This window comes from Halorubrum sp. Eb13 (genome assembly GCF_002252895.1).
Taxonomy (GTDB): Archaea; Halobacteriota; Halobacteria; order Halobacteriales; family Haloferacaceae; genus Halorubrum.
On sequence record NZ_NHPE01000119.1, the window covers coordinates 1 to 26,100 of the forward strand.

General features: G+C 61.3%; 22 protein-coding genes, 1 tRNA gene and 1 pseudogene. 15 read left to right on the forward strand and 9 right to left on the reverse strand.

Annotation, left to right across the window (positions count from 1 at the left end; genetic code table 11):
- Nucleotides 1-679: 679 nt before the first annotated feature.
- Nucleotides 680-3,061 carry a polyphosphate kinase 1 gene (gene ppk1 / locus DJ75_RS13215; protein ID WP_094524919.1) on the forward strand — a complete coding sequence of 794 codons (2,382 nt, stop codon included), beginning with the start codon at nucleotides 680-682 and terminating at the stop codon, nucleotides 3,059-3,061.
- A gap of 81 nt (nucleotides 3,062-3,142) precedes the next feature.
- Here ppk1 and DJ75_RS13220 read toward each other — a convergent pair whose 3' ends face one another.
- The 4 genes from DJ75_RS13220 to DJ75_RS18325 all read right to left on the reverse strand — a co-directional run bounded on the left by DJ75_RS13220 (nucleotide 3,143) and on the right by DJ75_RS18325 (nucleotide 7,675).
- Nucleotides 3,143-3,826: a metallophosphoesterase family protein gene (locus DJ75_RS13220; protein ID WP_094524920.1), complete on the reverse strand. Its 684-nt coding sequence runs from the start codon at nucleotides 3,824-3,826 to the stop codon at nucleotides 3,143-3,145.
- A gap of 100 nt (nucleotides 3,827-3,926) precedes the next feature.
- Nucleotides 3,927-5,006, reverse strand: coding sequence for a PAS domain-containing sensor histidine kinase (locus DJ75_RS13225; RefSeq protein WP_094524921.1), 1,080 nt, complete (start codon nucleotides 5,004-5,006; stop codon nucleotides 3,927-3,929).
- Between the two features lie 1,431 nt (nucleotides 5,007-6,437).
- Nucleotides 6,438-7,346, reverse strand: a complete 909-nt coding sequence (locus tag DJ75_RS13240; protein WP_094524923.1) for a CHAD domain-containing protein — start codon at nucleotides 7,344-7,346, stop codon at nucleotides 6,438-6,440.
- Nucleotides 7,343-7,675: a hypothetical protein gene (locus DJ75_RS18325; protein ID WP_141212043.1), complete on the reverse strand. Its 333-nt coding sequence runs from the start codon at nucleotides 7,673-7,675 to the stop codon at nucleotides 7,343-7,345. Before DJ75_RS18325 ends, DJ75_RS13240 begins: the two co-directional genes overlap by 4 nt.
- A gap of 358 nt (nucleotides 7,676-8,033) precedes the next feature.
- Between DJ75_RS18325 and DJ75_RS18330 the strand changes: the two genes are divergently transcribed.
- Nucleotides 8,034-8,414 carry a hypothetical protein gene (locus tag DJ75_RS18330; protein WP_141212044.1) on the forward strand — a complete coding sequence of 127 codons (381 nt, stop codon included), beginning with the start codon at nucleotides 8,034-8,036 and terminating at the stop codon, nucleotides 8,412-8,414.
- Nucleotides 8,415-8,669: 255 nt separating this feature from the next.
- Nucleotides 8,670-8,754 (forward strand) — tRNA-Leu (locus DJ75_RS13245).
- Nucleotides 8,755-9,047: 293 nt separating this feature from the next.
- Here DJ75_RS13245 and DJ75_RS13250 read toward each other — a convergent pair.
- Nucleotides 9,048-9,950 carry a hypothetical protein gene (locus tag DJ75_RS13250; RefSeq protein WP_094524924.1) on the reverse strand — a complete coding sequence of 301 codons (903 nt, stop codon included), beginning with the start codon at nucleotides 9,948-9,950 and terminating at the stop codon, nucleotides 9,048-9,050.
- A gap of 218 nt (nucleotides 9,951-10,168) precedes the next feature.
- On the opposite strand from DJ75_RS13250, the gene sfnG reads away from it, so the two are divergent.
- The 3 genes from sfnG to DJ75_RS13265 all read left to right on the forward strand — a co-directional run bounded on the left by sfnG (nucleotide 10,169) and on the right by DJ75_RS13265 (nucleotide 12,485).
- Nucleotides 10,169-11,317: a dimethylsulfone monooxygenase SfnG gene (gene sfnG, locus DJ75_RS13255; protein ID WP_094524925.1), complete on the forward strand. Its 1,149-nt coding sequence runs from the start codon at nucleotides 10,169-10,171 to the stop codon at nucleotides 11,315-11,317.
- Nucleotides 11,317-11,913 (forward strand): NADPH-dependent FMN reductase, encoded by a 597-nt coding sequence (locus DJ75_RS13260; protein WP_094524926.1) that lies wholly within the window; start codon nucleotides 11,317-11,319, stop codon nucleotides 11,911-11,913. The genes sfnG and DJ75_RS13260 overlap by 1 nt, the downstream gene beginning before the upstream one ends.
- Before the next feature lie 131 nt (nucleotides 11,914-12,044).
- Nucleotides 12,045-12,485, forward strand: a complete 441-nt coding sequence (locus DJ75_RS13265) for a DUF6653 family protein (protein WP_094524927.1) — start codon at nucleotides 12,045-12,047, stop codon at nucleotides 12,483-12,485.
- Between the two features lie 324 nt (nucleotides 12,486-12,809).
- Here DJ75_RS13265 and DJ75_RS13270 read toward each other — a convergent pair whose 3' ends face one another.
- Entirely contained in the window at nucleotides 12,810-13,271 is a 462-nt protein-coding gene (locus tag DJ75_RS13270) for a DUF4112 domain-containing protein (RefSeq protein ID WP_094524928.1), read from the reverse strand.
- Between the two features lie 624 nt (nucleotides 13,272-13,895).
- Between DJ75_RS13270 and DJ75_RS13275 the strand changes: the two genes are divergently transcribed.
- Nucleotides 13,896-14,210 carry a cupin domain-containing protein gene (locus DJ75_RS13275; protein WP_254921676.1) on the forward strand — a complete coding sequence of 105 codons (315 nt, stop codon included), beginning with the start codon at nucleotides 13,896-13,898 and terminating at the stop codon, nucleotides 14,208-14,210.
- 733 nt (nucleotides 14,211-14,943) lie between these two features.
- Here DJ75_RS13275 and DJ75_RS13285 read toward each other — a convergent pair.
- Complete coding sequence (locus tag DJ75_RS13285) at nucleotides 14,944-15,303, reverse strand: hypothetical protein (RefSeq protein ID WP_217900391.1); 360 nt, start codon at nucleotides 15,301-15,303, stop codon at nucleotides 14,944-14,946.
- Between the two features lie 179 nt (nucleotides 15,304-15,482).
- Here DJ75_RS13285 and DJ75_RS13290 point away from each other — a divergent pair, with 179 nt between their 5' ends.
- The gene (locus DJ75_RS13290) at nucleotides 15,483-16,853 is read left to right on the forward strand and encodes an aspartate aminotransferase family protein (protein WP_094524931.1); all 1,371 of its coding nucleotides are present in this window, start codon (nucleotides 15,483-15,485) and stop codon (nucleotides 16,851-16,853) included.
- Between the two features lie 82 nt (nucleotides 16,854-16,935).
- Here DJ75_RS13290 and DJ75_RS13295 read toward each other — a convergent pair whose 3' ends face one another.
- Entirely contained in the window at nucleotides 16,936-18,603 is a 1,668-nt protein-coding gene (locus DJ75_RS13295) for an aldehyde ferredoxin oxidoreductase family protein (RefSeq protein WP_094524932.1), read from the reverse strand.
- A gap of 226 nt (nucleotides 18,604-18,829) precedes the next feature.
- Here DJ75_RS13295 and DJ75_RS13300 point away from each other — a divergent pair, with 226 nt between their 5' ends.
- Nucleotides 18,830-20,011 carry a M24 family metallopeptidase gene (locus DJ75_RS13300; protein ID WP_094524933.1) on the forward strand — a complete coding sequence of 394 codons (1,182 nt, stop codon included), beginning with the start codon at nucleotides 18,830-18,832 and terminating at the stop codon, nucleotides 20,009-20,011.
- 140 nt (nucleotides 20,012-20,151) lie between these two features.
- The gene (gene gdhB / locus DJ75_RS13305; RefSeq protein WP_094524934.1) at nucleotides 20,152-21,438 is read left to right on the forward strand and encodes a glutamate dehydrogenase GdhB; all 1,287 of its coding nucleotides are present in this window, start codon (nucleotides 20,152-20,154) and stop codon (nucleotides 21,436-21,438) included.
- 63 nt (nucleotides 21,439-21,501) lie between these two features.
- On the opposite strand, the gene DJ75_RS13310 is transcribed toward gdhB, so the two are convergent.
- Nucleotides 21,502-22,488 (reverse strand): D-2-hydroxyacid dehydrogenase, encoded by a 987-nt coding sequence (locus DJ75_RS13310; protein WP_094524935.1) that lies wholly within the window; start codon nucleotides 22,486-22,488, stop codon nucleotides 21,502-21,504.
- Between the two features lie 135 nt (nucleotides 22,489-22,623).
- On the opposite strand from DJ75_RS13310, the gene DJ75_RS13315 reads away from it, so the two are divergent.
- The 5 genes and pseudogenes from DJ75_RS13315 (at nucleotide 22,624) to DJ75_RS13335 (ending at nucleotide 25,896) form a co-directional block, all read left to right on the forward strand.
- Nucleotides 22,624-23,946 (forward strand): amidohydrolase, encoded by a 1,323-nt coding sequence (locus DJ75_RS13315; protein WP_094524936.1) that lies wholly within the window; start codon nucleotides 22,624-22,626, stop codon nucleotides 23,944-23,946.
- A pseudogene (locus DJ75_RS19415) lies at nucleotides 23,943-24,231 on the forward strand (serine/threonine dehydratase); the annotation flags it as partial. The gene DJ75_RS13315 and the pseudogene DJ75_RS19415, both read left to right, overlap by 4 nt.
- A 268-nt stretch (nucleotides 24,232-24,499) precedes the next feature.
- Nucleotides 24,500-25,159, forward strand: a complete 660-nt coding sequence (locus tag DJ75_RS13325; RefSeq protein ID WP_094524937.1) for a helix-turn-helix domain-containing protein — start codon at nucleotides 24,500-24,502, stop codon at nucleotides 25,157-25,159.
- 92 nt (nucleotides 25,160-25,251) lie between these two features.
- Entirely contained in the window at nucleotides 25,252-25,632 is a 381-nt protein-coding gene (locus tag DJ75_RS13330) for a hypothetical protein (protein ID WP_094524938.1), read from the forward strand.
- A 39-nt stretch (nucleotides 25,633-25,671) separates the two neighbouring features.
- Nucleotides 25,672-25,896, forward strand: coding sequence for a HalOD1 output domain-containing protein (locus DJ75_RS13335; protein ID WP_094524939.1), 225 nt, complete (start codon nucleotides 25,672-25,674; stop codon nucleotides 25,894-25,896).
- Nucleotides 25,897-26,100: the final 204 nt, after the last annotated feature.

Consider the following 26,100-nt stretch of genomic DNA (forward strand, 5'->3'; position numbering starts at 1 on the left):
TCATCGGATTCAACAAAGCAATATATACTATTTGTGGCACAGTTTGCACTGCGCATCCCACACAGCGACCGTATCATGATGTGGATGATAAAATACGTTACAATTTTCGCCTTCCAATCGCTATATATTAGAATATATTACTATTAATTGGGATTCTTGTAGCTTGCGCACCGTCTTAGTATAATGCAATCAGCCGTACTTCTCAGGTGTCCAATGTGTAACGCTATTCACGCACTCGAAGGCCAACGAAACGAGTATTCAAAACAGGACCTGTACTCTCGTGTGAAGACTCATCTACGCGGCCACAACCTCAATGAACCCAAAATGGCGATTCGAAAGTACGGGATCGTTTCTGACGCCGTCGAAGTAGTCGTTTCTTCAGAGAACCGTCATCAACTTCCAATCGAGGCGTGGCAAAAACGTGACGACACGTGGCTCCCTGATGGTGTCCTATCCGACGGAGATACGTCTCCCACAGCGTCCGAATCGTTAGTTGAAGTCTCGTCTCACTGAGCAAATATGGGAGAGCAACCTATCGCAACGAAGCAAATCTGAAACATGAGTATTGATTATCTGTACATAGAGGTCCTCCCCACTGACTCAGAGATGGTAGGGCGCTTCCAATTGTGTATATTCAGAAGTCAGTCTGAAATATCGACTCCCCCTTGCCTATGATTCAATGACCGACAAAGACCTCACCGATCCCGAGTATTACCTCAACAGGGAACTCTCCGAGCTGGCGTTTCAAGAGCGGGTTCTCCGAGAGGGAATGGACGATCGGAATTTGCCGCTTGAACGACTCCGATTTCTCGCGTTCTTTACGAAGAACACTGACGAGTTCTTCATGAAGCGCGTTGGTGGACTCAAACAGCAGATCGATGCCGGTGTGACTGAGACAACACCGGATGGGCGGACACCAAAAGAGCAGTGGGTTGAAGTACTCGATACTGCACGCCCGCTCTTTCGACAGCAGTCAGAATACTGGCAATCTGTTCTCAAACCGACGCTTGCTGACGAAGGGATCGAGATCTGTACGCCCAATGAACTTCCCACAGAGTCACGAGAACAGCTACGGACGTACTTCGAAGAGTCTATTTTGCCGACGCTGACGCCACTCGCGTTCGATCCGGCTCACCCGTTCCCGTTCATCTCGAATCTTTCGCTTTCGCTCGCTGTACTCTCGTCGAATGGGAGTGACGAGCCGACCTTCACCCGAATTAAAATCCCTCCGAACCAACCTCGTTTGATCACTGTTTCTGGCGAGGCTGACAGGTATGTTCTCATCGAAGATCTTATTGAATGTAATCTCGATTTATTACTCCCGGATATCGATATTCGTGACGTATCGAAATTTAAAGTGACTCGAAACGCCGAGGTGCGTCGCAATGAGGAAGTTGCTGAAGACCTCATCGATATGGTTGAGGAGGTTATCGAACAGCGACGCTTCGCAACAATTGTTCGTCTAGAGGTTGACGCCGATATGCCCGAGGGGTCGCTGGCGATTCTCAAAGATCAGCTTGGGGTAGACGACCGAGAAGTGTTTCATCGGAAGGGGCCAATCGATTACGAGGACTTCTTCGAGCTTATTGATCTCGATCGTCCTGATCTTAAGCCCCCGTCGTGGTCACCCAAGCCGCATCCTCGATTGGGCTCAATAACGGGTGATACCGGTGACGAGACGACGAGTATCTTCGATGAAATCAAAAAGGGAGACATCCTCGCCCACCACCCGTATCACTCGTTCGAGGGGACGGTTCAGCGGTTCCTCAACGCGGCGGCAACCGATCCCAATGTACTCGCCGTGAAAGCGGCGATTTATCGAACGGCGAGCGATTCGAAGGTCATTCAAAGCCTCATCAATGCCGCCGAAAACGGCAAGCAGGTGGCAGTGATGGTCGAACTCAAGGCTCGATTCGACGAGAAGAATAATCTCGAATGGGTCCGGCAACTCGAAGAAGAGGGCATTCACGTTGCCTACGGGACTGTGGGATTGAAGACTCACACGAAGACGGCGCTTGTCGTCCGTCAAGAGGATAATGGCGTGCAACTCTACTCACACATCGGCACCGGGAATTACCATTCAGGGACTGCGAAGGGGTATTCTGATTTGGGGCTATTGACAGCGGACCGAGACATCGGGTTTGACCTCACGAAAGTATTCAACTTCTTTACCGGACCGACACTCGATGATCGCTTCCGGAAGCTCCTGATCGCGCCCGTGACGATGCGTGAGCGGTTCACTGAGATGGTCAGACGGGAGGCCGATCATGCTCGTGCCGGTCGACAGGCGCGAATTGTAGTCAAAGTAAATGGCCTTGAAGACCCGTCGATGGTCGAGGAACTCTATCGTGCGTCGATGGCTGGTGTCGAAATCGACCTCATCGTCCGAGATATTTGTCGACTTCGTCCCGGTATCGATGGACTGAGTGAGAACGTCACCGTCCATTCGATTGTTGGTCGATTCCTCGAACACGCTCGGATATTTTACTTCGAGAACGGCGGCAGCCCCGAGTGGTACATCGGGTCCGCTGATTGGATGACCCGCAATCTCGACTATCGAGTTGAGGCCGTCACTCCCGTCGAAGACATAGAGCTGCGTAGACAGCTCCGATTCATTTTGGAGGCGTCGGTAACAGATAACCGCCGTCGATGGGTGATGCAAAGCGACGGACGCTACGAACAGGTCTCTTCGGATGATGAACCGGTCCGAGACATCCAAGAGATACTGATGGCGGCCACGGAAGCGGCCGTTGACCGCGGATACGGCTTGGGAATGGTCGTCGATACGGAGCTCATTGATTCAGAGCTGCTGGTCGAAGATGTCGAAGGCGGCGGGGCAGATTCCGGGTTCGAGGGATCAAACGGAGACGATCCTGATGCTGAGGAGAAACAGGCTGATCCGGACGGGGGAGAGATATCTGTGTTCGACGCACACGCCGACCGCTGGTATCGCCCCGACAGCGAGACGTACGACTGGGCGGTTCGAACGAGCGACGGTGAACGCCGATATTTCAAGACACGTGACGGAGCGCGGAAGCGGCTTCAGGCCGAATACGAGTAACCTTGCGTCAGGAACGGCGGCTGATTAACTCGTAGGTGTTCTTGTCAAGCGACAATCCTCGGTGCGAGTAGGCGAGAGCGGTTAGGCCGGATCAACGACCTTCGAACTGGCGCGTTCCTGGTGTGTCTTCGCATCCATGGTGAGGAATTCGTCGTTCCGGTAGTCGTACGCGGTGAGTGTACCGCCGTAAACGCAGCCGGTATCGAGAGCGACGGCGTGTTCACGCTCTACCGGATGGTCATGGACGGTGTGGCCGAAAAAGACGCGGTGGGGTCCGTCGTACTCATCGTACCAGAACGGACCGTTATACCCGTCACCGTGAGGGGAACGCATTGTCAACAGCTCTTCGACGGTATGGTCTGCAAGTGACCGTTGGGGATCGATCCCGCCGTGTACGACGAGCACGTCCTCGAACGAAATGGCGACCGGAAGTGATTCGAAATACTCGCGGTCGCCGTCGCGGAGCCAATCCGGATCCTTATCACCGCGCACGATTTTCTGCTCGTTGTTTCCGCGGACGCTGACGAGACGCGGGTCCTCTCGGACGAGATCAATAACACCAGGGCTGTCCGGCCCTTTTCTCACAAGGTCACCGACGAAGACGACAAGATCGTCGTCATCCAATTCAAGCTCTGTAAGGAGTCGATCGAGAATTTCTCGGCTTCCGTGAACATCCCCGACAATGTAAATCTCTCCGTAGTTGTCGGTCTCGAACCGGTCGTGTTGTGCTTCAACGTCGGTAGCGAACTGAGGCTTTGTGTTCATGTGGTCAGGTCTAGAGCCGAAGCAGTTAGCCCGGGAATCAAACTTCAAGCTTTACTATTACCCACCCGAATTAATCAGTTTGTAATAGTAGACTATACCCCTATGTAGTTCTTGGTGAGGTGTCATACTCTTCCGTGGTATCCGGTGTCGCTTTGGGCGGGAGGTACAGAGAGACCGCGTTTCCTCCTGACGCTCGCGTCCTGAACGAGACCTCGCCGCCGAGAGATTCAATACACCACTTCATGACGAACAGTCCAATTCCGGATCCGTGAGACGTGTTCGTGGTCTCAGTTGGTGCGAAGAGTACCTCGAGCTCTTCATCTGAAATCGTCGAGTTTGTATCCTTGATACAGATCTCGACGCGACCGGTGTTCGGTGATGGCCCAACGTTTATCTCCACGACTGGTGTATCGTCGTTGCTATGGATGATCGCGTTCTCAACCGCATGTGTGAGTGCGTAACCGAACGCGTCATTAATATCAATCCACATCCTCTCACGTTCGTTAGTCGAGATCTCCGCGGCAGGATAGTCTGTACTAATTTGGGTTGTGATAGCTCGAACACCGACTATTGCAGGACGACGAGTACATTCTGTATATGAATCTGTCACTGCCTGCTCAATCTCTTTAACCGACTCAGCCATGTTACCAAGGTTCTCACCTCGTAACCGAATCGTTTCAATAATATCTTTTACATCTTTTATTTCGGCATGTTCCGTGAGCTGATTCGTGTACCCCAAAATGATCGCGGCCTCGTTTCGAAGATTGTGTCGAAGAATACGCCAGAATAACTCTGCTCGGTGATGCGTCTCGTAGTAGTCTGTGATATCTCGTATTTTAACGTGGACGCAGTTTTCCCTCCCAGAGCGTTGTTGTGTCATAAACAGTTGAACCCAGATGAGTTCGCCATCCTCTCGTTTGACTCGCCAGGTAAACTGCTGTGACTGTCCGTTAGCACTTTCACGAAGTCGGTCGTGAAATTCAGATTCCGAGTGCGGGTACGTGTTTGCGGTGTATTCTGCCACGGAAAGGTGACGTAACTTTTCCACGTTGTATCCGAGTATCTGTTCTAGCCGCTCGTTCGTATCTAGAATGGTTCCTGTCTCCGGGTCATAGACTGCGACACCGATGTGGAGCGTATCATATTCGGACGGCAGTTCAAAACGCTTCTTCGAAGACATATTACGGATTGTACGAACCTACTACCCCGCTTTGTTGTTACTATGAGGAGTATATATTTCTCCGGTTGACTGTCTACTAATTCTTATACCTATTATAAGAATTCAACCGCTCTTCGGTGTTAACACCACTTGAGCAACACGTGACTCCCGATATCGATCGGAGACCGATCAACGAAGATACCGATGAAAGAACAGCATTTGAGGCCGGTTACAGTAATTTAACTCACCAGTTCGATAGGCGAGCTTCGGGTTCAGACCGAGTTACCGTGTTCCCCGCAGACGCGACGGATGACACCAAAATGTCGACGTGGATGACTGTCAATGTCGGGTGTGTGAAAAAGCTCGAATGTCTCCGATAGAAATTCACGCGGTACCGAGGAATACAACTTTCAACGGTGAATTAAACCGATCCCGGGGGGACGCACCGGATGAGTCGCTTGCGTTACTGAGAGGTGAAAATGGAGACTTCTTTTTGTGGTTATGAGGCGGCGGAAGTTTCTCAAAGGAGTATTTGATCAAGCCACGCTCGGCGCAGCCGTCTCCATAATTATCGGTCTATTTGAGGTGTGGTGCCCAGGTGTCTGGTCGTACCTAAGTACGGATACGCGTCCAACATCAATCACCACGGAGAGTAACATATCTCGAATAACCAATGATAACAGATACATATTGACATATAATTGGAGCGATCAGTCTAACTGGCGGTGGCGTTCAGAGTTTTCTATCAAGCAGTCCGTATACGCCGAGGCAGACGAGCAGTCTCATGGATATTTTAGTGCGTACGAGGACGCAAAAACGAGCCGACACGTCGAACGGCTGACGGAACGGTTTGCTACCACTACCCTCGTGGAGGGAAACCCTGACCAGCCGCTTTCTGAATCAGCACGTTTTGAACGAGCACTCGGATTTGTACACTCGCTCGAATACATGACAGATATTATACAAAAGGGGTCCCAGAGTATATCCGACCTGCCGAAGAGACGCTGGTCGATGGAGGTGGCGATTGTGAGGATTTGACATATCTATTGGCAGGGATTCTTTCACAGCCGTCGTTTGGATACCGAACTGCGATGGTACTACTTCCCGGACATATGCTTGTGGGTGTGCATAAAAACGACCTCCCAGTTGCGTATCCCGGAGCACCTACACTCCCAGGAGACGAGTACGTGGCGATCGAAAGCGTCCGCCCTCAACCGGTTGGAGTCTACCGAGATGAGCCTGTGTTAGCCATTTATAACGATGGGTTTGAGTATGTCGATCGATCGGCAGTCATCGATACCACTACAAAATTCTTCCAAGACCCAACAGAATTTCAAACGGTCGCGGATCTTCGTATATAAATTATAGTAGATGACATTGTTCGAATCATTTGTTGACCACCGATTCAAAGACTATGCTACACACACATGCATGCCCGTCACTATTTGATTATCAAGGGTCTGGGTCGTACTCGTGAGTCGCCTCCCAATAGGCACCAATACGGGTGACTAACTGATCGGGATGTTCTGCAAAAAGCCGCTCGCCTAAGGGCCGACCTTGCCGATGGTATTCAGACCGCTTTGCGGTACTGATCTCGTTCAATATCTCTCTGATTTCCGGTGTAAACAGTTCTTCCTCATTCATTACTATGGCGAATTCAGCGAGATCGTTTTCATAGCCGATGATATCAGATAGTTCTTTGAGCTCTGTTCGCCGGCTTTTTATCGGTCCAACCCATACTCGCCGGAGCAATCTACAGTGGTAGCGATGGTATTTGATTCGCTTGCGCCATTCGTGAAAATGCTCGAACTCCGGATCGTCGTACGCCTCTTGCATTCGGTTACGAGCCCGTTTGTACGACTTGCGTAATCCACCAGCTACCGAGTCGAACCCCTCTGTTGCGATGGGGAGATCAGACACTCGCTTTCGTCCGTCGACCAAGTCCGCACGAACCTCACTCAACCGTCGTTCCACATTTTGCTCGGCAGCTATCGTATCACGACGGGTAACTAGTGTTGTCCGAATATCACTGAGCGTCGCGTCATCTAAGGCATCACGCGCTTCAATCGCAGGTTCGAGGTGGTTATCGAATGTTTCGATGGCAGCGTGGGCATCGCGGATGGCGGAAATGCGTCTCGCGGCATCCCGGTAGTGGACATTCTCCCGTTTGTATGTCGGTAAGACCGGACGGACAAGACGAACAGCCGCTCGTATCTCTTTACAACGCTTACGAACCTCATGGACCGTCTCATGGGTATCTGTATCACTGTCTATATGCTCAATACCCCGTTGTACTTTTGTGTCGATAATGCGCTTGATCCCATCTGAAACGAGCTCATCGGGTTGCAGCGTGTAGTTCATGTGTGGTTTGGGTTAGGTTCAATTTCCTCCGAAATTTCTCTAAGGGCCTTTGCGACGGCTTCGACTTCGAGAGTAGATCCGAAGGACTCGAACTCATCAAGTGCGGTATCCGACCAGTTCACTGTGGCTTTTTGTTCTTCAATAAATCCTTCGAGGAAAACGGCGGCGCGGTAGGCCTCTTGAGGATTTGGATCAGGAGGAATATCTGATGGGACAATTGAGTTGAGATCGTTCTGGTACTCTCGAATCTCAAACTTCCACTCGCCCGAAGCGTCGCAGAGCGAATCATAGCGCTTCTCGTAGGTGGGGGTGTCTGATGTACGTTTCATCTTCATGTAATTATATAGCAGTATGATATACAATGTATTCTTCGGTTGAGCCAGGGCTACTGAAGATCTCCTGTATATTCAGGAGATAGTTTTGGCGTGTTTCAGACAGAACAACAGCCAATTCGGTAGTTGCCTCCCCCCTACTGACCGGAATCAGGTCAAAATCGAATGGCTGAGAAGCAAGTCACCAGCACCCCAAGAAGATAACACTCGTGTCTCAATAGCAGCCCCGCCGAGTACCAGCACCCCATAAACGTGGAAACTGACTTTTAGAGATGCGGCACGATCGTGTGTGAGGAGGCGTGACGAAGCATTTTGCAATATTTTATGTAAGGTGATCCCACGTCGACAAGCGCATATGACGGACGAAGACGACCCAAGCGGATTCAAAGAAGCGGAGGAGTATTTAGAGACGGCATCGATGGGACCAGCAAAAGAAAAAATCAAACTCGGAGAAGGGATATCTCCGACTCGAATTCTAATCGAAATCACCTACGTAACCGGGTCGGAGAAAGACGCAACTGGCAGTATCGAACTTGTCAACCTCTGTCGGCACGACGCCAGCGACGAGTATGATGAAGAGACACGGGAGCTCGATTATAGTGACTTAGAGAGAGACCTACAGTTGCGAGTCGATGCTTTAATCGATTATACCCGATTCGACACGTCCTCCTCTGAGTCAGAGGGTGAGTCTGACGCAGATGTACTGAAACGATATCACGGAAAAGGGGGCGAGTGAGATAGCCCGCGGGACAAGTGCGGGACCGGATGCGGAGCGGCGGACCCCTACGGGATTGCGTCCTCAGCGCGGACGCGAATGGTTGTATCGCATAACGCTACGCCGTGGATTACTTTTAAATAAACAGGGTGAGACACCCGCGATACAAGCAAAAGCACGGGATACGAAATGGCTATAAGCGAGCGCAAAATATGCGCACATGACGCGGTAGAGCCCTTGTGGTTGGCGATTAAGTGGCTCTGACCGCAAGAGTAAGCGCGGGTTGCCGAGCCAGGCCAAAGGCGTAGCGCTTAGGACGCTATCCCGTAGGGGTCCGCCGGTTCGAATCCGGTCCCGCGCATGCTTCTCCGAGCAGTTCGCGAGGAGAAGCATCACGACGAGGATTCGAACCCTGCAAGACGCAGCGCGAGCGAAGTGAGCGACCGTCTTGCTCCGGTTCGAATCCGGTCCCGCGCATGCTTCTCCGAGCAGTTCGCGAGGAGAAGCATCGCTATGAGGTGTGTCGGGGACGGGAACCAGGCCGAACGGAGCGACAACGGAACGAACGACCGCTTTGCTCCGGCCGAGGTCACCACTTGAGGGCGACTGTTCGAGAGGCGACGGAACCCCGCGACCGACGCCGGGAGCCCGCGCTCACCACACGCTGCCGCGGTACTCGAGAGACATGTGGTCGATCGTGTCCGGCGGGATTCCCATCTCCTCGAACATGGTACGGAAGACGGCGCGAACGGCCGCCTCCTCGAACGACCGGGACGCGCGCGTCTGCGCGTCGACCTCGACGCCGCCGTGGTAGTCGAGGTGAACGCGGTAGGTGTACCCGTCCGCTTCGTGCGTCACGGTCGCCCGGGAGAGCACGAAATCGACGCTCCCGAGCCGCCCGTCGCCAGCGTAGTACTCGCGCTCGTGCCAGCCGTCGCCGGGCGACGAGGTCGCGTTGACGGTCGCCGCGCTCGCCGTCAGCTCGTCGTACGTGGCTTCGAACGCCACCGGCTCGCCGACCTCGACGCTCGGGGTGCCGGCGCCCGGTTCGGCGGGATCGGTCGTCCTGATCTCGGTTTTGATCTCCTCGACGTACGCCTCCGCGGTGGGCTCGTCCATCTCGAACAGGAGCGTGAGGCGGTCGACGAGCCACTCGTCGGGCGGGAGGTCGTCGACCGTGAAGCCCCCGCGCGCGTCGTCCGCGAAGAGCGTCACGACGGTCGTCCCCTCGTCGGCGTAGAACGTCGCCCACAACCGCTTCGTCTCCGAGTGGTCGAACGTGACTCTGAACGCCTCGTACTCCGGGCCGAGCTCGGCGTCGAGCTCGTCGATGCCCTCGGGGTGGAAACCGCTGGACTCGACGCGCTCGACCGCGTAACCGGCGGCTCCGGCCCGCGCGAGCGCGTCCTCGTACGCGACGCCCGAGACGGTCACGCCGTCGGAGGAGTACGACGCCACGTCGGACCCGATCAGGACCCCGGCGAACACCGCGTACGCGGCGACGCCGACAACGACGACCCCGACGAGGGCGACCGCGACCCATCTCCATGCCTTCATACTGAATGACACTTCTCGCGAGGGTATAGCTGTGCCGTCGACACCGCCGGGACAGACGGTCTCCGCATCAGGTGCGGAGGTCGACCGCGGTTGCGACCGAGCTCCCGTCAACGCTTGCCGCCGACCGCGTCCCTGCACAAACGCGACCGCTATCGCGGAACGCCGACAGCGTTCGCCGTTGTGACCCGCGTTAAACCGATACGAGCAGATGAGCGGGTATGGACACTGAATTCGCGTACTGGGTCCCGAACGTCAGCGGCGGGCTGGTCGTGTCGGACTGGGAGACGGAGACGGACTGGACGTACGACTACAATCTCGACCTCGCCCGCACGGCGGAGGACGTCGGCTTCGACTACGCGCTCGCACAGGCGCGCTTCTTCGGCAGCTACGGCGCCGAAAAGCAGCTGGAGGCGCTGTCGATCGCCAACGCGCTCGCGGCGCAGACCGACGAGCTACACGTCATCGGCGCGGTGCATCCGGGGTTGTGGGAGCCCGGCCCGCTGGCGAACTTCATCGCCACCGCCGACCGCATCAGTAACGGCCGCTTCTCGATCAACGTCGTCTCCGGCTGGTTCAAAGGGGAGTTCACCGGGTTCGGTCAGCCGTGGCTCGCGCACGACGAGCGGTACGCCCGTTCGACCGAGTTCATCGAGGTGTTGCAGGCGCTGTGGACCGAAGACCGGGCGACCTACGACGGCCGATTCTACACGATCGGAAAGGACATCGACGGCTTCGAGGGCGCGCCGATGGAACCAAAGCCGGTCCAAGACCCGTACCCGCAGGTGTTCCAGGGCGGGAACTCGCAGGCGGCCCGGGAGATGGCCGCGAAGCACGCCGACGTGCTGTTCATCAACGGGGGAAGCCTCCAAGAGATCCGCGCCGTCATCGAGGACGTCGAGGAGTACGCCGCGGAGTTCGGCACGGAGCCGCCGCGGTTCGCCGCGAACGCGTTCGTCATCCAGCGGGACACCGAGTCCGAGGCCAAGGCGGTCCTCGAGGGGATCATCGAGAACGCCACCGACGAGGCGGTCGACGCGTTCAAACAGCAGGTGAAACAGGCCGGGCAGTCGTCGGCCGAGGGCGACGGGATGTGGTCGGACTCCGAGTTCGAGGACCTCGTCCAGTACAACGACGGGTTCAAGACCGGGCTCATCGGCACCGACGAGCAGATAATCGAGCGCGTCCGGAAGCTCGACGCGATCGGCGTCGACATCGTCCTCGCGGGCTTCCTCGACTTCGAGCCGGAGCTCGAACGCTTCGGCGAGACGATCATCCCGGCGATCGAGGCGGCCGACCCGCTCGATCCGGACGAGATCGAGGCGGTCGACGAGATCGAGGATGTCGGCGGCGCGAAGGTGGCGAAGTGATGGCCGAGCGAACGCTCCTCGGGATCGTCGGCAGCGTCTCCGCCGACTCCCGGACTCGGACCGCGGTCGAGGTCGCGCTGGACGCGGCGGCTGACACGCATGACGTCGACACCGCTGTCCTTCACCTCGCCGACTACGACCTCGCGACCGCCGACGGGCGCGGGATCGGCAACCACGAGGGGGACACCGCCGACGCGCTCGAACTGATCGTCGAGGCCGACGCGTACGTCGTCGGCACGCCCGTCTACCGCGGGTCGTACTCGGGCGCGCTGAAGAACCTCTTCGACATGGTGCCCCGCGGGGAGTGGCAGGGCGACGTCGCGCCCTTCGAGAACGCCGCGGTCGGGCTCGTCGCGACGGGCGCGACCGACCACCACTTCCTCGCGGTCGACCAGGAGCTCCGCCCGGCGTTCGCGTTCTTCGGCGCCCACACGGTCGGGGGCGCGACGTACGCGAGCGGCGACGACTTCGCGGACGGAGAGCTCGTCGACGGGGGGGTTGGCGACCGGCTCGCGACCCTCGGCGAGGCCACCGTCGAGCTGGCGGCGGCGATCGACGATGGCGACGCACTCGGGTCGCTCGGACCGGCGGTGTAGCGTCCCCGGGCCCTCGGCGTCACCAGGGTCCGCGAGATCACCGAGACGACGGCCGCGGCGCTCGTCGGATTCCTACGGCGCGGTGCTCGGTGCCAGTCAGAGTTATGTCGCCGCCGGCACGACCGCCGCGTATGACCACCGACGCCTCCGGGACGCTCGGCGACCGGTTCTGGCGGCGGCACTCGAACCCCAAGAGCGGCTGGACGCGCGTCCCGCTGGGTCCGGTCATCGTGTACGCCGTCTACCGCCGCGACTGGCGACTGCTCTGTGCCGCGCTCGCGTGGACGGCGATCAACCCGCTCCTGTTCTCGCCGCCCGAGACCGACGACGCCTGGATGACCCGAGCGGTGCTCGCCGAGCGGTGGTGGATCGGCGAGGCGGGGAACCGGACGGTCGGGCTCGGCTATCCGAACGTCTGTAACGCCGCCGGAGCGCTCGGCTTCGTCTACGCACTGTCCGCCGCGTGGCGCCGGTCGCCGAGGGGCGCGACGCTCGGCGCCGTCGCCAGCGTCGCCCTGAAGCTCTGGTGGCTCCGCGTGTTGGTGAGGCGGTACGACCGCCGAGACGAGTAGCGTCGCGAACGCGCGTTGGCGTTGTCGCCGAGCGACTCGTTGCGCTGGCTCTGTTAAAATCGTCTTCCTCAGACGTATTCTCGTTTGAAACGCCCGGGCGCTGAGGCGTACTAACTGATTGTTACGGATTCTACTAGTTCGAAGAGATGTCCCGACAGTCGTGCGAGATACACAGCGCGAATGCAGTACGAGGTCGCCCTATTGCCTGTTTAACGCTGAACAGCTAGATTGAATTCACCAACACACCAACAATATCGGCCGCATTAAGCTCTACACGCGGATCGTAGACTTCCTCGACGATCACGCTGACTCCAGCGATTCGCCTCAGTCGTCAGGTTCGACAGGGATGTCAACGCCGCCGTCCGCCCTGCCGCCGGCCCCATCTGTCTCCACCGCCTCGGCGAGGTCTTCCAGCGTGAGCGCGACGTTGCGCTTGTTCGCCTTCCAGAGCGCGTCGACCACAGTACCAACGTAGGGGATGGATCCCCCCACCACGTCGATACTGATGTTCGTGAGCATCTCTACCAACGTCGTGAAGGAGACTCCGAGATACGCCGACTCGGCGACGATGTACAGGGAGAAGGCGGCACTCACTAGGTCGCCAGCGACGGGGAGTGCTCCCAGAACGGGATCGATTCCGATGCGGAAACCGATGCCGGGAACGCGCACGCTCTCGTCGAGTATATACGCGACCGTCTCCATTCGCTTGAGCGCGGCCTCGTCGACGTTCTCCGGTAGTTCACCATCGTAGTCGATGTCGAACCGTGATTCGAAGGCCGCGGGCATGGCCCAACGTTTCGGGTGGGAGACGGAAAACCTGCGTGGTGGATGTCGTGCGACACGAGTGGGAGTTCGATCGCGAGGTACTATCCTTCCAGTATGGGTCGCCTATCGGCTGTATCTAGCAGTTCGGGTCTGAAGCAACCCTAGTTGGTAATTTTGAGGGAGGGAAAACCTCAGATATTCTCCTCGTCAGCGACGACCCTGTGGCATGGCTGAACACTGTGATAAGTGCGGGACTGAACTTGACCCATCGCAGGCCCGCCACCAGCAATACCAAATTGAGCACGCATCGGATTCGATCGAGACGCTGGATGGTCGTCTGTGTTCGGATTGTTTCTGGGAGTTTAAAGAGTGGCTCGAAACGGAGCAAGTCACCTAACGGCATTCCGAAGACTGCCCCCCTCTGTATCGGTTACACCCATACTGACAGACTGCAGAGAATATGAAACGGCGCTGCTGTATACAAGCCGCGAGTCTTGCACGGTAGCATCCCAGCAGACCGAGCAGAGCAGCCATCAAATATACTACTCTGGCGACACAATCGTCTCTCAGCCTTCCTCCCTTTTTTTGATAGTGGCAAAGACGTATATGCACTAAAACGATAGAAAAGGTGTGAATCAAATTAACGTGGCTGACGTAGCGGACCAGTTGGCTGAGGACGGAGAAATGGAAACCGAACTGATGCGTGAGGTCTCGTTCAGTCTCCAAGTGATGCGGTTCGAGCCGGGTGACGAGGATCCGATGCATGCTCACGCTGAAGAGGAAATTTACCTCGTTAACACGGGCGAAGCGACACTCGTGACCGAAGACGAGTCCGTTGAGGTCGCCTCGGGTGATGTTATCCATCTCGGGTCCGGGACAGATCACCAATTTACCGACTTCGACGACGAGTTCACCGTCACGGTGATATACGCGCCCGCAGAGGGCTCTCAAGCGGTATAATGATTGATTGACCTCGCAGCAGGATAGTCACTAACTCCGCCCCTGCCTAACGCTTCCGCCCTGAGCCGTCCCAGACGGCCAGTTCGACTCATCTAACGAACCAACTCCGGTTGCTGACTACAGCCTCTAAATGTTGCACGAGTGTTTTACCAGTCGGTGGATCGTTCGTCGTTCTCCGCGTTACTTCGGTGGGCTAGATTTCGTATCAAGACTTTCGTGAACGCGGCATCACGATTGAATGACGGATGACACCACGAGTGCAACTCAACGAGTGGGATACACTGGTTGACGAACTACGTCGATTCGGTCGTGCGGGTGATGTAACGGCTACTGATGATCGGATTCACATCGACATCGGCTCTGCACGTGTCGAATTGTCGCGCGATGGGACGCTCCAGGCTGGGATGCCATTGCACGATTTCACGTACGATGACACCGTTGCGGTTGTCATAGATCACGACGCCGGCACTCTCACAGTTGACGCAGATACGGTAAGCTACACATTCAGGCGGCCAAGTGGGTGATGACTACATCCTCTGTATCTCGCACGTCGTTTCTGACACGATGTGGGGGAAAGACTCTGCATTAGTGGTGCGTCTCCTGCCCAAACCGGAATCGACTCAGACCCGATCAACTGCTACGTGTCGTAGGAGCCGTTGCACTGAGAATTCTTCGGGATTCCGGGATACCGAAAGGTCCCGCTCGGAGCGTGAGACGCGGGGGCCGCGAACACTCACTCCTCGCTGAGGCCGGCGACCACCACGTACAGGCCGAACGTCGCCATCACCGTTCCCGCCAGCTGCGTGCCTGCGGTCGGGAGGAAGCCGACGTCGGGGTACAGCAGCGGGGCCAGCATGAACCAGCCGCCGAACGCCGTCGTCAGGACCGCGGGCGGGAGGCTCGGCTCCCCCGTCGCCCGGAGCAGCTGGAGGTTCCGCGCCGCGAACACCAGTCCGAGGAGCCCGCTCGAACCGATGCTCCCCGTGAACGCACGGGAGCTATCGACCGCGAGCGGGAGCACCGCGACGCCGGCACACGTGACAGCGCAGATGGCCGTCGACGCCAAGAGGAACCGAGTCGGTCGGTGTTGCACACGATTGCGTTGGGTTCGCGTTCAATAATTCTTCCGTCGCGACCACAGTCGGCGGGGTCGGTCTCGGGATATCACCGCCGCCGAGTGGGCGAAGATCGGAACGAAAACAGATTCCGTGTACACCGTCATTGATTGCTGGTTTCACCACTCATATGTGGGCGTGTCGTATCCGTTGGCACATGGCGGGACCGCCGATCCACGAGTTACACTTCGCGGAGGAACCGAGCGTCGACCGAGTCCCCGGCCCGAACTCGCGGCGCCTGCTCGACAGACAGGACACCATCGACAGCAGCGCGGTCGCGTACCCGAACGACATCCCCCTCGCGTTCGAGGAGGGGAAGGGCGCGACCCTCAAGGACGCGGACGGGAACGTGTTCCTCGACTTCTTCGCCGGCATCGGCGTCTACAACGTCGGCCACGCGAACCCGTACGTCAACGAGGGCGTCCACAAGCAGATCGACAAGCTCACTCACACCGTCGACTTCCCGACCGAGCCCCGCCTCGATCTCATCGACAAGCTCGACGAGATCGCGCCCGGGAGTCTCGCCGGCAACAGCCGGTTCGTCTTCGGCGGTCCAACCGGTAGCGACGCCGTCGAGGCGTCGATCAAGCTCGCGAAGTACAACACGGGCGGCAACGGGCTGCTCGCGTTCCGGAACTCCTACCACGGGGCGACGGCCGGCGCGATGAGCATCACGTCGAACAAGAAGTTCAAGAAGCCGTACGCGCCGCTGTTGCCCGACGTGGTCCACGCGCCGTTCCCGTACCCCTTCCGCGAGGGGCGGAGCCCCGAGGAGTCGGTCGACCGCGCGCTCGAAGAGGTCAGGGCGATCGTCGAGGAGCCGTACGGGGGCCTCACGGACCCGGCCGGCATCTTCGTCGAGCCGATACAGGGCGAGGGCGGCGTCGTCGCCCCGCCGGACGGGTTCCTCTCGGGACTCCGCGCGATCGCCGACGAGAACGACCTCCCGCTGATGTTCGACGAGATCCAGGTGGGAATGGGACGCACCGGCGAGTGGTGGGCGTCCGAACACTACGACGTGACGCCTGACGTGATGACGACCGCGAAGGCGCTCGGCGGGAACGGCCAGCCGCTGTCCGGGACGATGTACCACGAGGACCTGGACACGTGGGGGCCGGGCGACCACGCGGGCACCTACCGGGGGCACGTCCCCGCGATGGTCGGCGGCCTGCGCGCGATCGAGTACATCGAGTCGCACGACCTGCTCGACCACGCGACGGAGGTCGGCGCGTGGATCCGCGACCGCCTCCGCGACGCCGGCGACCCGGGGCTCGGCCAAGTCCGCGGCAAGGGGCTGTTCGTCGGCGCCGAGTTCGTCGACGCGAACGGCGACCCGGACGACGACCGCGTCGAGGCGATCCAGGAGTACTGCTACGAGCACGGCGTGCTCGTCTGGACGGCGAGCCAGTACGGCAACGTCGTCAGGCTGCTGCCGCCGCTGGTCCTGACCCAGCGGCAGGCGGAGGTCGGCACCGAGGTCATCGCCGACGCGATCGAAGCGACCGCGGAGCTGGCGATCGCGGAGTAGTCGGGCTCCGGCAACGTATCGCGTCCCGGTTCCGGTGGAATCGCGCGCGCTCAGAAACGTCGCCCGCGGCCGGGAAGCGACCTCACGCGGGCAGCGCCGAATCGGGCACCGTCCCGTCCTCGTCCCACCCGCGGTGTTCGTAGTACGATTCGATGGCGTCGTCGAGCCCGGGGAGCTCCTCCTCGTACGGGAGCCGGTCGTCGTCGACGTCGAGCCCTCGCTGATTGTTGAAGTGGCGCTCTAAGGTGACGGTCCGAGCGCCCGCGGCGAGCAGCTCCTCGAAATCGGCGTCGAAGAGGAGCTCGTAGCGCTCCGGCGTCATGAAGTCCCGAGAGAACTTGCAGACGACGCCGCTGTCGTTGAGCGCCATCAGGTTCTCGCGCTCGACGAGCCGCTCCGCCTTCCCCTCGAACCCCGCGGGCTCCATCGCCTCGCCCTCCTCGACGAGGGGGTACTCCACGGAGTAGAACGTCGCGTACATGTGGTCGGCCCCGCGGTTCGCGACCGCGTACGAGAGCGCCTGCCCGTGGAGGAGCCGCCCCTCGTGGGCCGCGAAGTCCATGTTCTTCACCGACCAGTTGCCGACGCCGAGGTCGTCGTGGATCCGGCCGATCCCCTCCGCGAGCCGGTCGCCCACGCCGTCGCGGTGGGCGATCTGCTCGACGAGGTCCCAGATGAGCTCGCGGTTGCCGAACTCGTCCTCGGCGGCGAGGTACGCGGCGATCGTGTTGCCCGCGGAGATGGCGTCGAGCCCGTACTCGTCGCAGAGCCGGTTCGACTCCATCACGTCGACGATGTCGTCGACGCCGGAGTTCGAGCCGAACGCCATCGCCACCTCGAACTCGGGCCCCTCCGTCTCGACGCCGCGGGCCTCGTCGCGGGTCGGGAGCTTGCAGGCGAACGCGCACGCCGAACACGTCCCCTTCTTGTACTTCTTGTCGGCGACGGCGGCGCCGTTGATCCCCTCGACGCCCTCGAAGGAGCGCTCGGAGAAGTAGTACGACGGCAGCCCGTCCATCTCGTTGGCGAGGTCCATCACGGCCACCGTCCCCTGCTCTTTCATGATGTGGTCCTCGGTGGCGGCCTCGCGGTGGACGTCGTTGGCGGTCGCGTCGATCGAGAGCTCGGGCGCCGAGTCGCCGCCGAACGTGACGGCCTTGACGTTCTTCGAGCCGAGGACCGCGCCCAACCCGCCGCGGCCGAACGCGCGCTCCTCGGTCGTCATGATCGACGCGAACCGGACCTCGTTCTCGCCCGCGGGCCCGACGGCCGCCGTCCGGTCGCTGGAGATGTCGTGTTCGTCGTCGAGGTAGTCGGCCGTCTCCGAGATGGTCGCTCCGGCGAGCTCCGGCACGGTTTCGAACTCGACGCCGTCGTCGCGCACGTGGACGACGACGAGCTCGTCGCTCGCGCCCGCCAGCTCGATCGCCCCGTACCCCGTCGCCGCGAGGTGGCGCGACACGAAGCCGCCGGCGTTCGACGACAGCAGCCCGTCCGTCAGCGGCGAGAGGGCGGTGCAGTTCGTCCGCCCCGTGAAGCTCATCTGGGAGGCCTGCATCGGCCCGGTGGTGAACACGGCGCGGTTCTCGTCGCCCAGCGGATCCGCGTCGAACGGGATCCGCTCGTGCGCGAGCCGCGTCGCCACGCCCCGTCCGCCGATGTATCGCTCCTGAACCCCCGTGATGTCCGTCTCGGACGTCGTCCGCTCGCCGACGTCGATCGACAGCAGCGGCCCGGTACTGTGTAGCATGTGCGACTATCAGTAGACGCGGTACAAAAAACCGACCCAAACCGCCCGAATTGAGGGTTTCACGCCCTCTCGACCGCGCTCACGAGACAGCTCGCGCGGCGTCTCAGCGACGCTTCGGGGCGAATTCGCGGGATTCGCGGGAGATGCGTACACAGTATCTGTTTTTAATGTACACGATAAATTTATACTCCTGCTGTCTGATCTCCTTCGTAGACGTCCTGTTATCATGCCACGGGAACACATCTTCGACGAGGCGGAGTACGAGCGGCGGGTGGCTCGGACGAAAGAGCGGTTGCGCGAGCGCGACCTCGACGCGATCGTCGTCAGCGACCCGGCGAACATGAACTACCTGACCGGCTACGACGGCTGGTCGTTTTACGTCCATCAGGCGGTCGTGGTGACGCCCGACCGCGACGAGCCGATCTGGATCGGTCGGGACATGGACGGCGACGGCGCGCGGGCGACGACGCACCTCGCCGAGGAGAGCGTCCGCGCGTACAGCGACGACCACGTGCAGTCGCCCCAAGACCTCCACCCGATGGACTACGTCGCCGGCGTCCTCGAGGAGCTGGACGTCGCGGACGGCCGTATCGGCTTAGAGATGGACGCCGCTTACTTCACCGCGAAGTCGTACACCCGACTGCAGGGGAACCTCCCGGACGCCGAGTTCGCGGACGCGACGCTGCTCGTCGGCTGGATCCGGGTCAAGAAGTCCGACCAAGAGCTGGAGTACATGCGGCAGGCCGCCCGCATCTCCGAGAACGCGATGCGGGCCGGCCTCGACGCCGTCGGCGAAGGCGTCCCGGAGTACGAGGTCGCCTCCGGCATCTACCAGCAGCTGATCGACGGGACCGACGAGTACGGCGGCGACTACCCCGCGATCGTCCCGTTGATGCCGTCGGGCGACCACACGGGGACGCCCCACCTCACGTGGACGGACCGGCGGTACGAGGCGGGCGACCCGGTGATCATCGAGCTCTCCGGCTGTCGGCACCGCTACCACTCGCCGCTGGCGCGGACGACGTTCGTCGGCGAGCCGCCGGCCGAACTGCAAGAGACCGCCGATATCGTCGTCGAGGGGATCGAGGCGGCGCTCGACGCGGTCGAGCCCGGCGTCACGTGCGAGAGCGTCGAGCAGGCGTGGCGCACGACGATCGAGCGGTACGGGCTCGAGAAGGAGGACCGCATCGGCTACTCGATGGGGCTCGGCTACCCGCCGGACTGGGGTGAGCACACCGCGAGCATCCGCCCGGGCGACGACACCGTCCTCGAGGAGAACATGACGTTCCACATGATCCCCGGCATCTGGACCGACGAGATCGGCATGGAGATCAGCGAGACGTTCCGCGTCACGTCCACCGGTGCGGAGACGCTGGCCGATTTCCCCCGAGAGCTGTTCACCGCCTGACCGAGATCGAGCGAACGAGGCCGACCACGCCGCACCGACCGTCCCGCGCTGACCACGCCGCACCGACCGTCCCGCGCTGACCACGCCGCATCAACCGTCCCGCGCCGACCACACGAGCCACGCTACGGCCGACACCAGTTATGAGCACGACACCCACCGTCGACGACGAAGAAGCAGAGACAGAGTCCGAATCGACCCTCGCGACCGCCCGGAAGCAGCTCCAGCGCGCCGCGACCAACGTCGACGTCGATCCGGCGATCATCGAACGCCTCAAACACCCGACGCGGGTCCAGCAGGTCTCCGTGCCGCTCGAACGAGAGGAGGGCGGCGTCGACGTCTTCACCGGCTACCGCGCCCAGCACGACGACGTCCGCGGCCCGTACAAGGGCGGGCTCCGGTATCACCCGGAGGTCACCGCCGACGAGTGCACCGGCCTCTCGATGTGGATGACCTGGAAGTGCGCCGTGATGGACCTCCCCTTCGGCGGCGGGAAGGGCGGGATCGCGGTCGATCCCAAATCGCTGACCGACGACGAGCGCGAGCGGCTCACCCGGCGGTTCGCGGAGGAACTGCGCGACGTCGTCGGGCCGACGAAGGACGTTCCCGCGCCCGACATGGGGACCGACGCCCAGACGATGGCGTGGTTCATGGACGCCTACTCGATGCAGCAGGGCGAGACGATCCCGGGCGTCGTCACCGGGAAGCCCCCCGTCATCGGGGGGTCGTACGGCCGCGAGGCGGCGCCCGGCCGGTCGACGGCCATCATCACGCGCGAGGCCGTCGACTACTACGACCGCGAGCTCGCCGACGCGACCGTCGCGGTGCAGGGGTTCGGCTCCGTCGGCGCCAACGCGGCCCGCCTCCTCGACGACTGGGGCGCGACCGTCGTCGCCGTCAGCGACGTGAACGGGGCGATCTACGATCCGGACGGCCTCGACACGCGCGCGGTCCCAACCCACGAGGAGGAGCCCGAAGCGGTGCTCACCCACGAGGCGCCGGAGACGCTGTCGAACGAGGCGGTCCTCGAACTCGACGTGGACGTGCTGATCCCCGCGGCCGTCGGCAACGTGATCACCGCGGGCAACGCCGACGCCGTCAACGCCGACATCGTCGTCGAGGGGGCGAACGGGCCGACGACGTTCGCCGCCGACGCGATCCTCGCCGAGCGCGACGTGGCGGTGATCCCGGACATCCTCGCGAACGCCGGCGGCGTCACGGTGTCGTACTTCGAGTGGCTCCAGGACATCAACCGGCGGACGTGGTCGCTGGAGCGCGTCAACGAGGAGTTAGAAGAACAGATGCTGTCCGCGTGGCGCGACGTGCGCGACGAGGTCGACGCGCGCGACCTGACGTGGCGCGACGCCGCCTACGTGGTCGCGCTGTCCCGGGTCGCCGAGGCGAAGGGGGCGCGCGGGCTCTGGCCCTGACGGGTCGCGGGCGCTGAGGCGCCGCGCCCGGCGCCTGTCACCGCGCGATACGGATCCGCCCGATCAGTCGTCCGCGTCCGGCGTGACGACCGCGTTCTCCAACTCGCCGCCCTCCTCGAGCGCCGCGACGTTGGTCGCGACGATGTCGGCCAACCGGTCCCAGTGCTTTGGCGTGTGGCCGCCCGTGTGCGGAGTGATGAGGCAGTTCTCTAAGTCCCAGAGGACGTGGTCCGACGGGAGCGGCTCGGGGTCGGTGACGTCGAGGGCGGCGCCGCGGATGCCCTCGGTCTGCAGCGCGGACACCAAGGCGTCGGTGTCGACGAGGCCGCCGCGGGCCGCGTTGACGACGACCGCCTCGGGCGGGAGCGTCGCCAGCTCCGGCTCCCCGACCATCCCGCGGGTCAGGTCGTTGAGCGGACACGCGAGCACGACGTAGTCGCTCCGCGCGAACGCCGCGTGGATGTCCTCGTCGTCGAACCCGAGCACCTCGTCGGTGGGGCCGCCCTTCTCCGGCGTGTAGCGGATCCCGATCGTCTCCACCTCGAACCCGGCGAGCCGCTGGACGACCGCCTGTCCGATCGAGCCGAGCCCCACGACGGTGACCGTGCTGTCGGTGAACTCGCGCGACTGGAAGTGGCGCCACTCGCCGTTCGTCTTCCGGCGGAACCCCTCGTGGAGGTCGCGCGCGAAGACGAGCATGTTGGCGATCGACTGCTCGGCGATTCCGGGGGCGTGGATGCCCCCCGCGTTCGTCACGCAAACCCCGTGATCGCGGAGCGCGTCGGTCGGGACGTGGTCGGTGCCGGCGAAGGTGCACGCGAACAGCTCAAGTCGGTCGGCGCGCTCGAGGAGGTCGGCGTCGAGCGTGATGCCGGTCGCGACGCGGGCCCGCGGCACGAGGTCGCGCTCCTCGGCGGGCGTCCGCGCGAGCGCGACCGTGCGGTCCGGGAGCCGCTCGCGGAGCGCGTCCGCGTACGACGCCATCGACAGTCCTTCCGTTCCCTCCCGCAGCACGACGACGTCCGGATCGGCGGTCTGGTGTGAACTCATGAGCGGTGGGCGCGTCGGAACGACGCGTTGGCGGATCAACGCGAGGGGGTTTCTTAGCCTTTTGTGTATCTTATGTACACGACAACTGTGTACGATCAACTATCCTTAAGACGGTCGAGTGAGAGAGCCACTCGCATGAACGAACCGATCCGCGATCGGCTCGCCAGCGTCCGCCGACGATTCCACCGCCACCCGGAGCCGGCGTGGCGCGAGTTCCTCACGACGGCGACGCTCGCCGAGGAGATCCGGGCGATCGGCGTCGACGAACTCGCGATCGGCCCGGACGCGTACGACCCGGCCGACCGCATGGCCGTCCCCGAGGCGGACCTGGGCCCGTGGGTCGAGCGCGCCCGCGGACGCGGCGCGGACCCGGCGCTACTCGACCGCATGACCGGCGGAAACACCGGCGCCGTCGCCGTGCTCGACCGCGGCGACGGGCCCGTAATCGGGCTCCGCGTCGACATCGACGGGCTGTTCATCGAGGAGTCGACCGACCCCGACCACGACCCCGTCGACGAGGGGTTCCGCTCCGAGATCGACGGCACGATGCACGCCTGCGGCCACGACGTCCACATGACGTGGGGGCTCGCGGTCCTCGAAGCCATCGCCGAGAGCGACTTCGCCGGGCGGCTGGTCGTCTTCTTCCAGCCGGCCGAGGAGACCGGGGGCGGCGGTCACCCGATGGCGGAGAGCCGGTTCGCGGACGACCTCGACTACCTGCTCGCGGTCCACGTCGGCCTCGATCACCCGACCGGCGAGGTGGTCGCCGGGATCGAGAAGCCGCTGGCGATGGCGCACTTAGACGCGACGATCGAGGGCACGTCGGCGCACGCGGGGAAGGCGCCGAACGAGGGCGACAACGCGATGCAGGCGATGGGGACGGCGATCGTGAACGCGTACGGGATCGCCCGCCACGCCGACGGGATGACGCGCGTGAACGTCGGGAAGGCGGAGGCCGGCACCGCGAGCAACGTCATCGCCGAGCGCGCTCGGATGGAGGCCGAGGCGCGCGGCGAGACGACCGCGCTGATGGAGTACATGAAACACCGCTTCGAGACCACCGTGCGCGCCGCCGCGACGATGCACGGTTGTCGCGGGACCGTCGACGTGGTGAGCGAGTCGCCCCGCGCGGACAGCGACCCGGAGCTGCAGGCGTTGGTGACGGACGTGGCCGGGGGAGTCGACGGGATCGACACCGTGCTCCCGGCGGCGGACTTCGGCGCGAGCGAGGACGCGACGTTCCTGATGGAGCGCGTTCAGAAGGCGGACGGGCTCGCCTCGTACCTCATCGTCGGCACGGACCACCCGACGAGCCACCACACCCCGACGTTCGACGTCGACGAGCGGAGCATCGGTCACGGCGTGGACGTGCTCGTCGGCGCGATCCGCGACCTCGAACGGCGACACCCGGTTCCGCGCGCCGAGACGCCCGGAGACGCGCGTCCGACCACCGAATGACCGAGGGCGATCCCGACGACCGCGACCGCGCTGACAGCGACCCGGACCCCGGGGAGCCGGACGCGTCGGCGACCGTCACGCGCGCCGACGTCGAGGACGCACGCGACCGGCTCGCCGGCGTCGCGCATCGGACGCCGCTCGACATCTCGCGCACCTTCGCCGAGATGAGCGGGGCGGACTCGCCGGGGCTCAAGCTCGAACAGCTCCAGCGGACCGGCTCGTTCAAGATCCGCGGGGCGTACAACGCGATGGCGCGGCTGTCCCCGGTCGAGCGGGAGAAGGTCGTCGCCGAGGCGCGGCTCGCGCTCGCGTCGTGGCCGGCGCGGGTCGGCGAGGTCGTCGACGCCGTGACGGCCGAGGGCGCCGAACTCGAAGCCCTCGAACGGGCGCGCCGCACGGCGGTCGCCGAGGTCAACGGGGTGTCGGTCGTCGAGCGATCGGTCGTCGACGGGAGCTGAGAGGGGGGCAACGGAGACCGAAGGACTCTACCAGTTCAGAGAGGCGTTTCGATAGCCGTGCGAGAGATTATTACACTTTGCTCTGTAGTAGTTACATGACCGTCCTAGCCGAGTTCTCCATAGAGGCTGACCAGTTTCTACTGGGGAGGATCATCGCGAACTTCCCTGATGTCGCCGTAGAAATAGAGCGGGTCGTCCCGACTGGGAACCGAATCATGCCGTATATCTGGGGATACGGTGACGATTTGGACGAGTTCGTTACGGCGATGCGAGAGCATCCGAACGTCGAGTCGATTACCGCCGTGGATCGGGTCGACAACCAGGCGTTGTACAAAATCGAGTGGGAAGACCCTACGGAACAGCTCATCGCGGGGCTCGCAGAGACGACGGCGACGATTCTCAAGGCACAGAGTGACGACACGTGGACCTTCGAGATACGCTTCGAGGATAACGGCGGGCTGGCCGCGTTCAGCGAGTACTGTGCCTCACACGGTATCGAGTATCGGCTCAAGCGCGTCTCGGCGTTGACCGACTCGGAGTATTTTCAAAAAAGCTACGCCTTCACAGAACCCCAATACGAAGCGCTATCACTGGCAGTCGAACGCGGCTATTTCGAAATTCCGCGAGAAGTCACGTACGAGCAACTGGCTGGTCAACTCGGCGTCTCTGAGCAGGCGGTGTCGGAGCGCGTCCGCCGCGCGACGAACAAGGTGATGAGAGCCGCTATGGCTGGGCAACCGTCGTTTGATCTCTGAGCGGCCAGAAACGCAGGCCAGCTGTAACATTAATCGGCTTTACTGTACAAGGGTTCAAGTTTACATAACACACGCTAATAACTAATGTAGCGATGATCGAGCCAATACCGCTATCGCGACTCAGCGAGGACGAACTGTTGGATACGCTGTACAAAGCCTTGGCCAACCGGAAGCGGCGGAGAATGCTCCGGTATTTGGCCGATCATCCGGAACCGATCCCGACCTCACAACTAGCGACTGAAATGTCGGCCCTCGAGTACGGTTCCGAATCGTCAGCCGTCCCGACCGAACAGCAGTCAGATACGCACGTCTCCCTCTCCCACGTCCACCTCCCGATGCTCAACGAGGCCGGAATGGTGAGTTGGGATAGAGATAGCGACACCGTTGCGATCGCTCCCGCTCTACGGGAACTGGTCGTTACGACGACCGGCGACATCCTCGGCGTTTCGGCTTCTGTAAACGAATTATTATGAATAGCGACGCGTTTTGCCCGGATTTGTAGCAGACGCAATATGAGCAAATACAGCGTTCAGATTGTGCGCAGAGTCGCCGAGAAAGAAGGTGTCCACCCGACCGAGTTGGATGATACGCTGGGTGACGTAGTCGATCCTGATGCGCTAGATCAGTTGATGATGTCTTTGGAAAGGAACCAGCGAGATTCGGTCGGTGCTCTCAGGTTCGAATTCTGTGGATACACGGCGCGTGTGTCTGCAGCAGGTGACATCGATATCCAGTGAAATGCGAAGCAGACCCGCCTTTACCGACGTCTCACGCGGGAGATAGTAGCAGAGTACACGGGTCCGGAGGAGACACTCGAGCGTGTCCAAGTGCCTCCAGAGCGAGAGCGCGTGCGACAGCCCGAACGCGCCGCAAACGTGAGTTGACGCGTCCCCGACCGCAGAACCATCCGTGTCTCGCGAGGCGTTCCTGACGGAAGCGAT

What these genes read in the sequence shown, in the direction of transcription:
- ppk1 (WP_094524919.1), top strand. Translation starts at nt 680, where the DNA reads ATGACCGACAAAGACCTCACCGATCCCGAGTATTACCTCAACAGGGAA.
- DJ75_RS13220 (WP_094524920.1), bottom strand. Translation starts at nt 3,826, where the DNA reads ATGAACACAAAGCCTCAGTTCGCTACCGACGTTGAAGCACAACACGAC.
- DJ75_RS13225 (WP_094524921.1), bottom strand. Translation starts at nt 5,006, where the DNA reads ATGTCTTCGAAGAAGCGTTTTGAACTGCCGTCCGAATATGATACGCTC.
- DJ75_RS13240 (WP_094524923.1), bottom strand. Translation starts at nt 7,346, where the DNA reads ATGAACTACACGCTGCAACCCGATGAGCTCGTTTCAGATGGGATCAAG.
- DJ75_RS18325 (WP_141212043.1), bottom strand. Translation starts at nt 7,675, where the DNA reads ATGAAACGTACATCAGACACCCCCACCTACGAGAAGCGCTATGATTCG.
- DJ75_RS18330 (WP_141212044.1), top strand. Translation starts at nt 8,034, where the DNA reads ATGACGGACGAAGACGACCCAAGCGGATTCAAAGAAGCGGAGGAGTAT.
- DJ75_RS13250 (WP_094524924.1), bottom strand. Translation starts at nt 9,950, where the DNA reads ATGAAGGCATGGAGATGGGTCGCGGTCGCCCTCGTCGGGGTCGTCGTT.
- sfnG (WP_094524925.1), top strand. Translation starts at nt 10,169, where the DNA reads ATGGACACTGAATTCGCGTACTGGGTCCCGAACGTCAGCGGCGGGCTG.
- DJ75_RS13260 (WP_094524926.1), top strand. Translation starts at nt 11,317, where the DNA reads ATGGCCGAGCGAACGCTCCTCGGGATCGTCGGCAGCGTCTCCGCCGAC.
- DJ75_RS13265 (WP_094524927.1), top strand. Translation starts at nt 12,045, where the DNA reads ATGACCACCGACGCCTCCGGGACGCTCGGCGACCGGTTCTGGCGGCGG.
- DJ75_RS13270 (WP_094524928.1), bottom strand. Translation starts at nt 13,271, where the DNA reads ATGCCCGCGGCCTTCGAATCACGGTTCGACATCGACTACGATGGTGAA.
- DJ75_RS13290 (WP_094524931.1), top strand. Translation starts at nt 15,483, where the DNA reads ATGGCGGGACCGCCGATCCACGAGTTACACTTCGCGGAGGAACCGAGC.
- DJ75_RS13295 (WP_094524932.1), bottom strand. Translation starts at nt 18,603, where the DNA reads ATGCTACACAGTACCGGGCCGCTGCTGTCGATCGACGTCGGCGAGCGG.
- DJ75_RS13300 (WP_094524933.1), top strand. Translation starts at nt 18,830, where the DNA reads ATGCCACGGGAACACATCTTCGACGAGGCGGAGTACGAGCGGCGGGTG.
- gdhB (WP_094524934.1), top strand. Translation starts at nt 20,152, where the DNA reads ATGAGCACGACACCCACCGTCGACGACGAAGAAGCAGAGACAGAGTCC.
- DJ75_RS13310 (WP_094524935.1), bottom strand. Translation starts at nt 22,488, where the DNA reads ATGAGTTCACACCAGACCGCCGATCCGGACGTCGTCGTGCTGCGGGAG.
- DJ75_RS13315 (WP_094524936.1), top strand. Translation starts at nt 22,624, where the DNA reads ATGAACGAACCGATCCGCGATCGGCTCGCCAGCGTCCGCCGACGATTC.
- DJ75_RS13325 (WP_094524937.1), top strand. Translation starts at nt 24,500, where the DNA reads ATGACCGTCCTAGCCGAGTTCTCCATAGAGGCTGACCAGTTTCTACTG.
- DJ75_RS13330 (WP_094524938.1), top strand. Translation starts at nt 25,252, where the DNA reads ATGATCGAGCCAATACCGCTATCGCGACTCAGCGAGGACGAACTGTTG.
- DJ75_RS13335 (WP_094524939.1), top strand. Translation starts at nt 25,672, where the DNA reads ATGAGCAAATACAGCGTTCAGATTGTGCGCAGAGTCGCCGAGAAAGAA.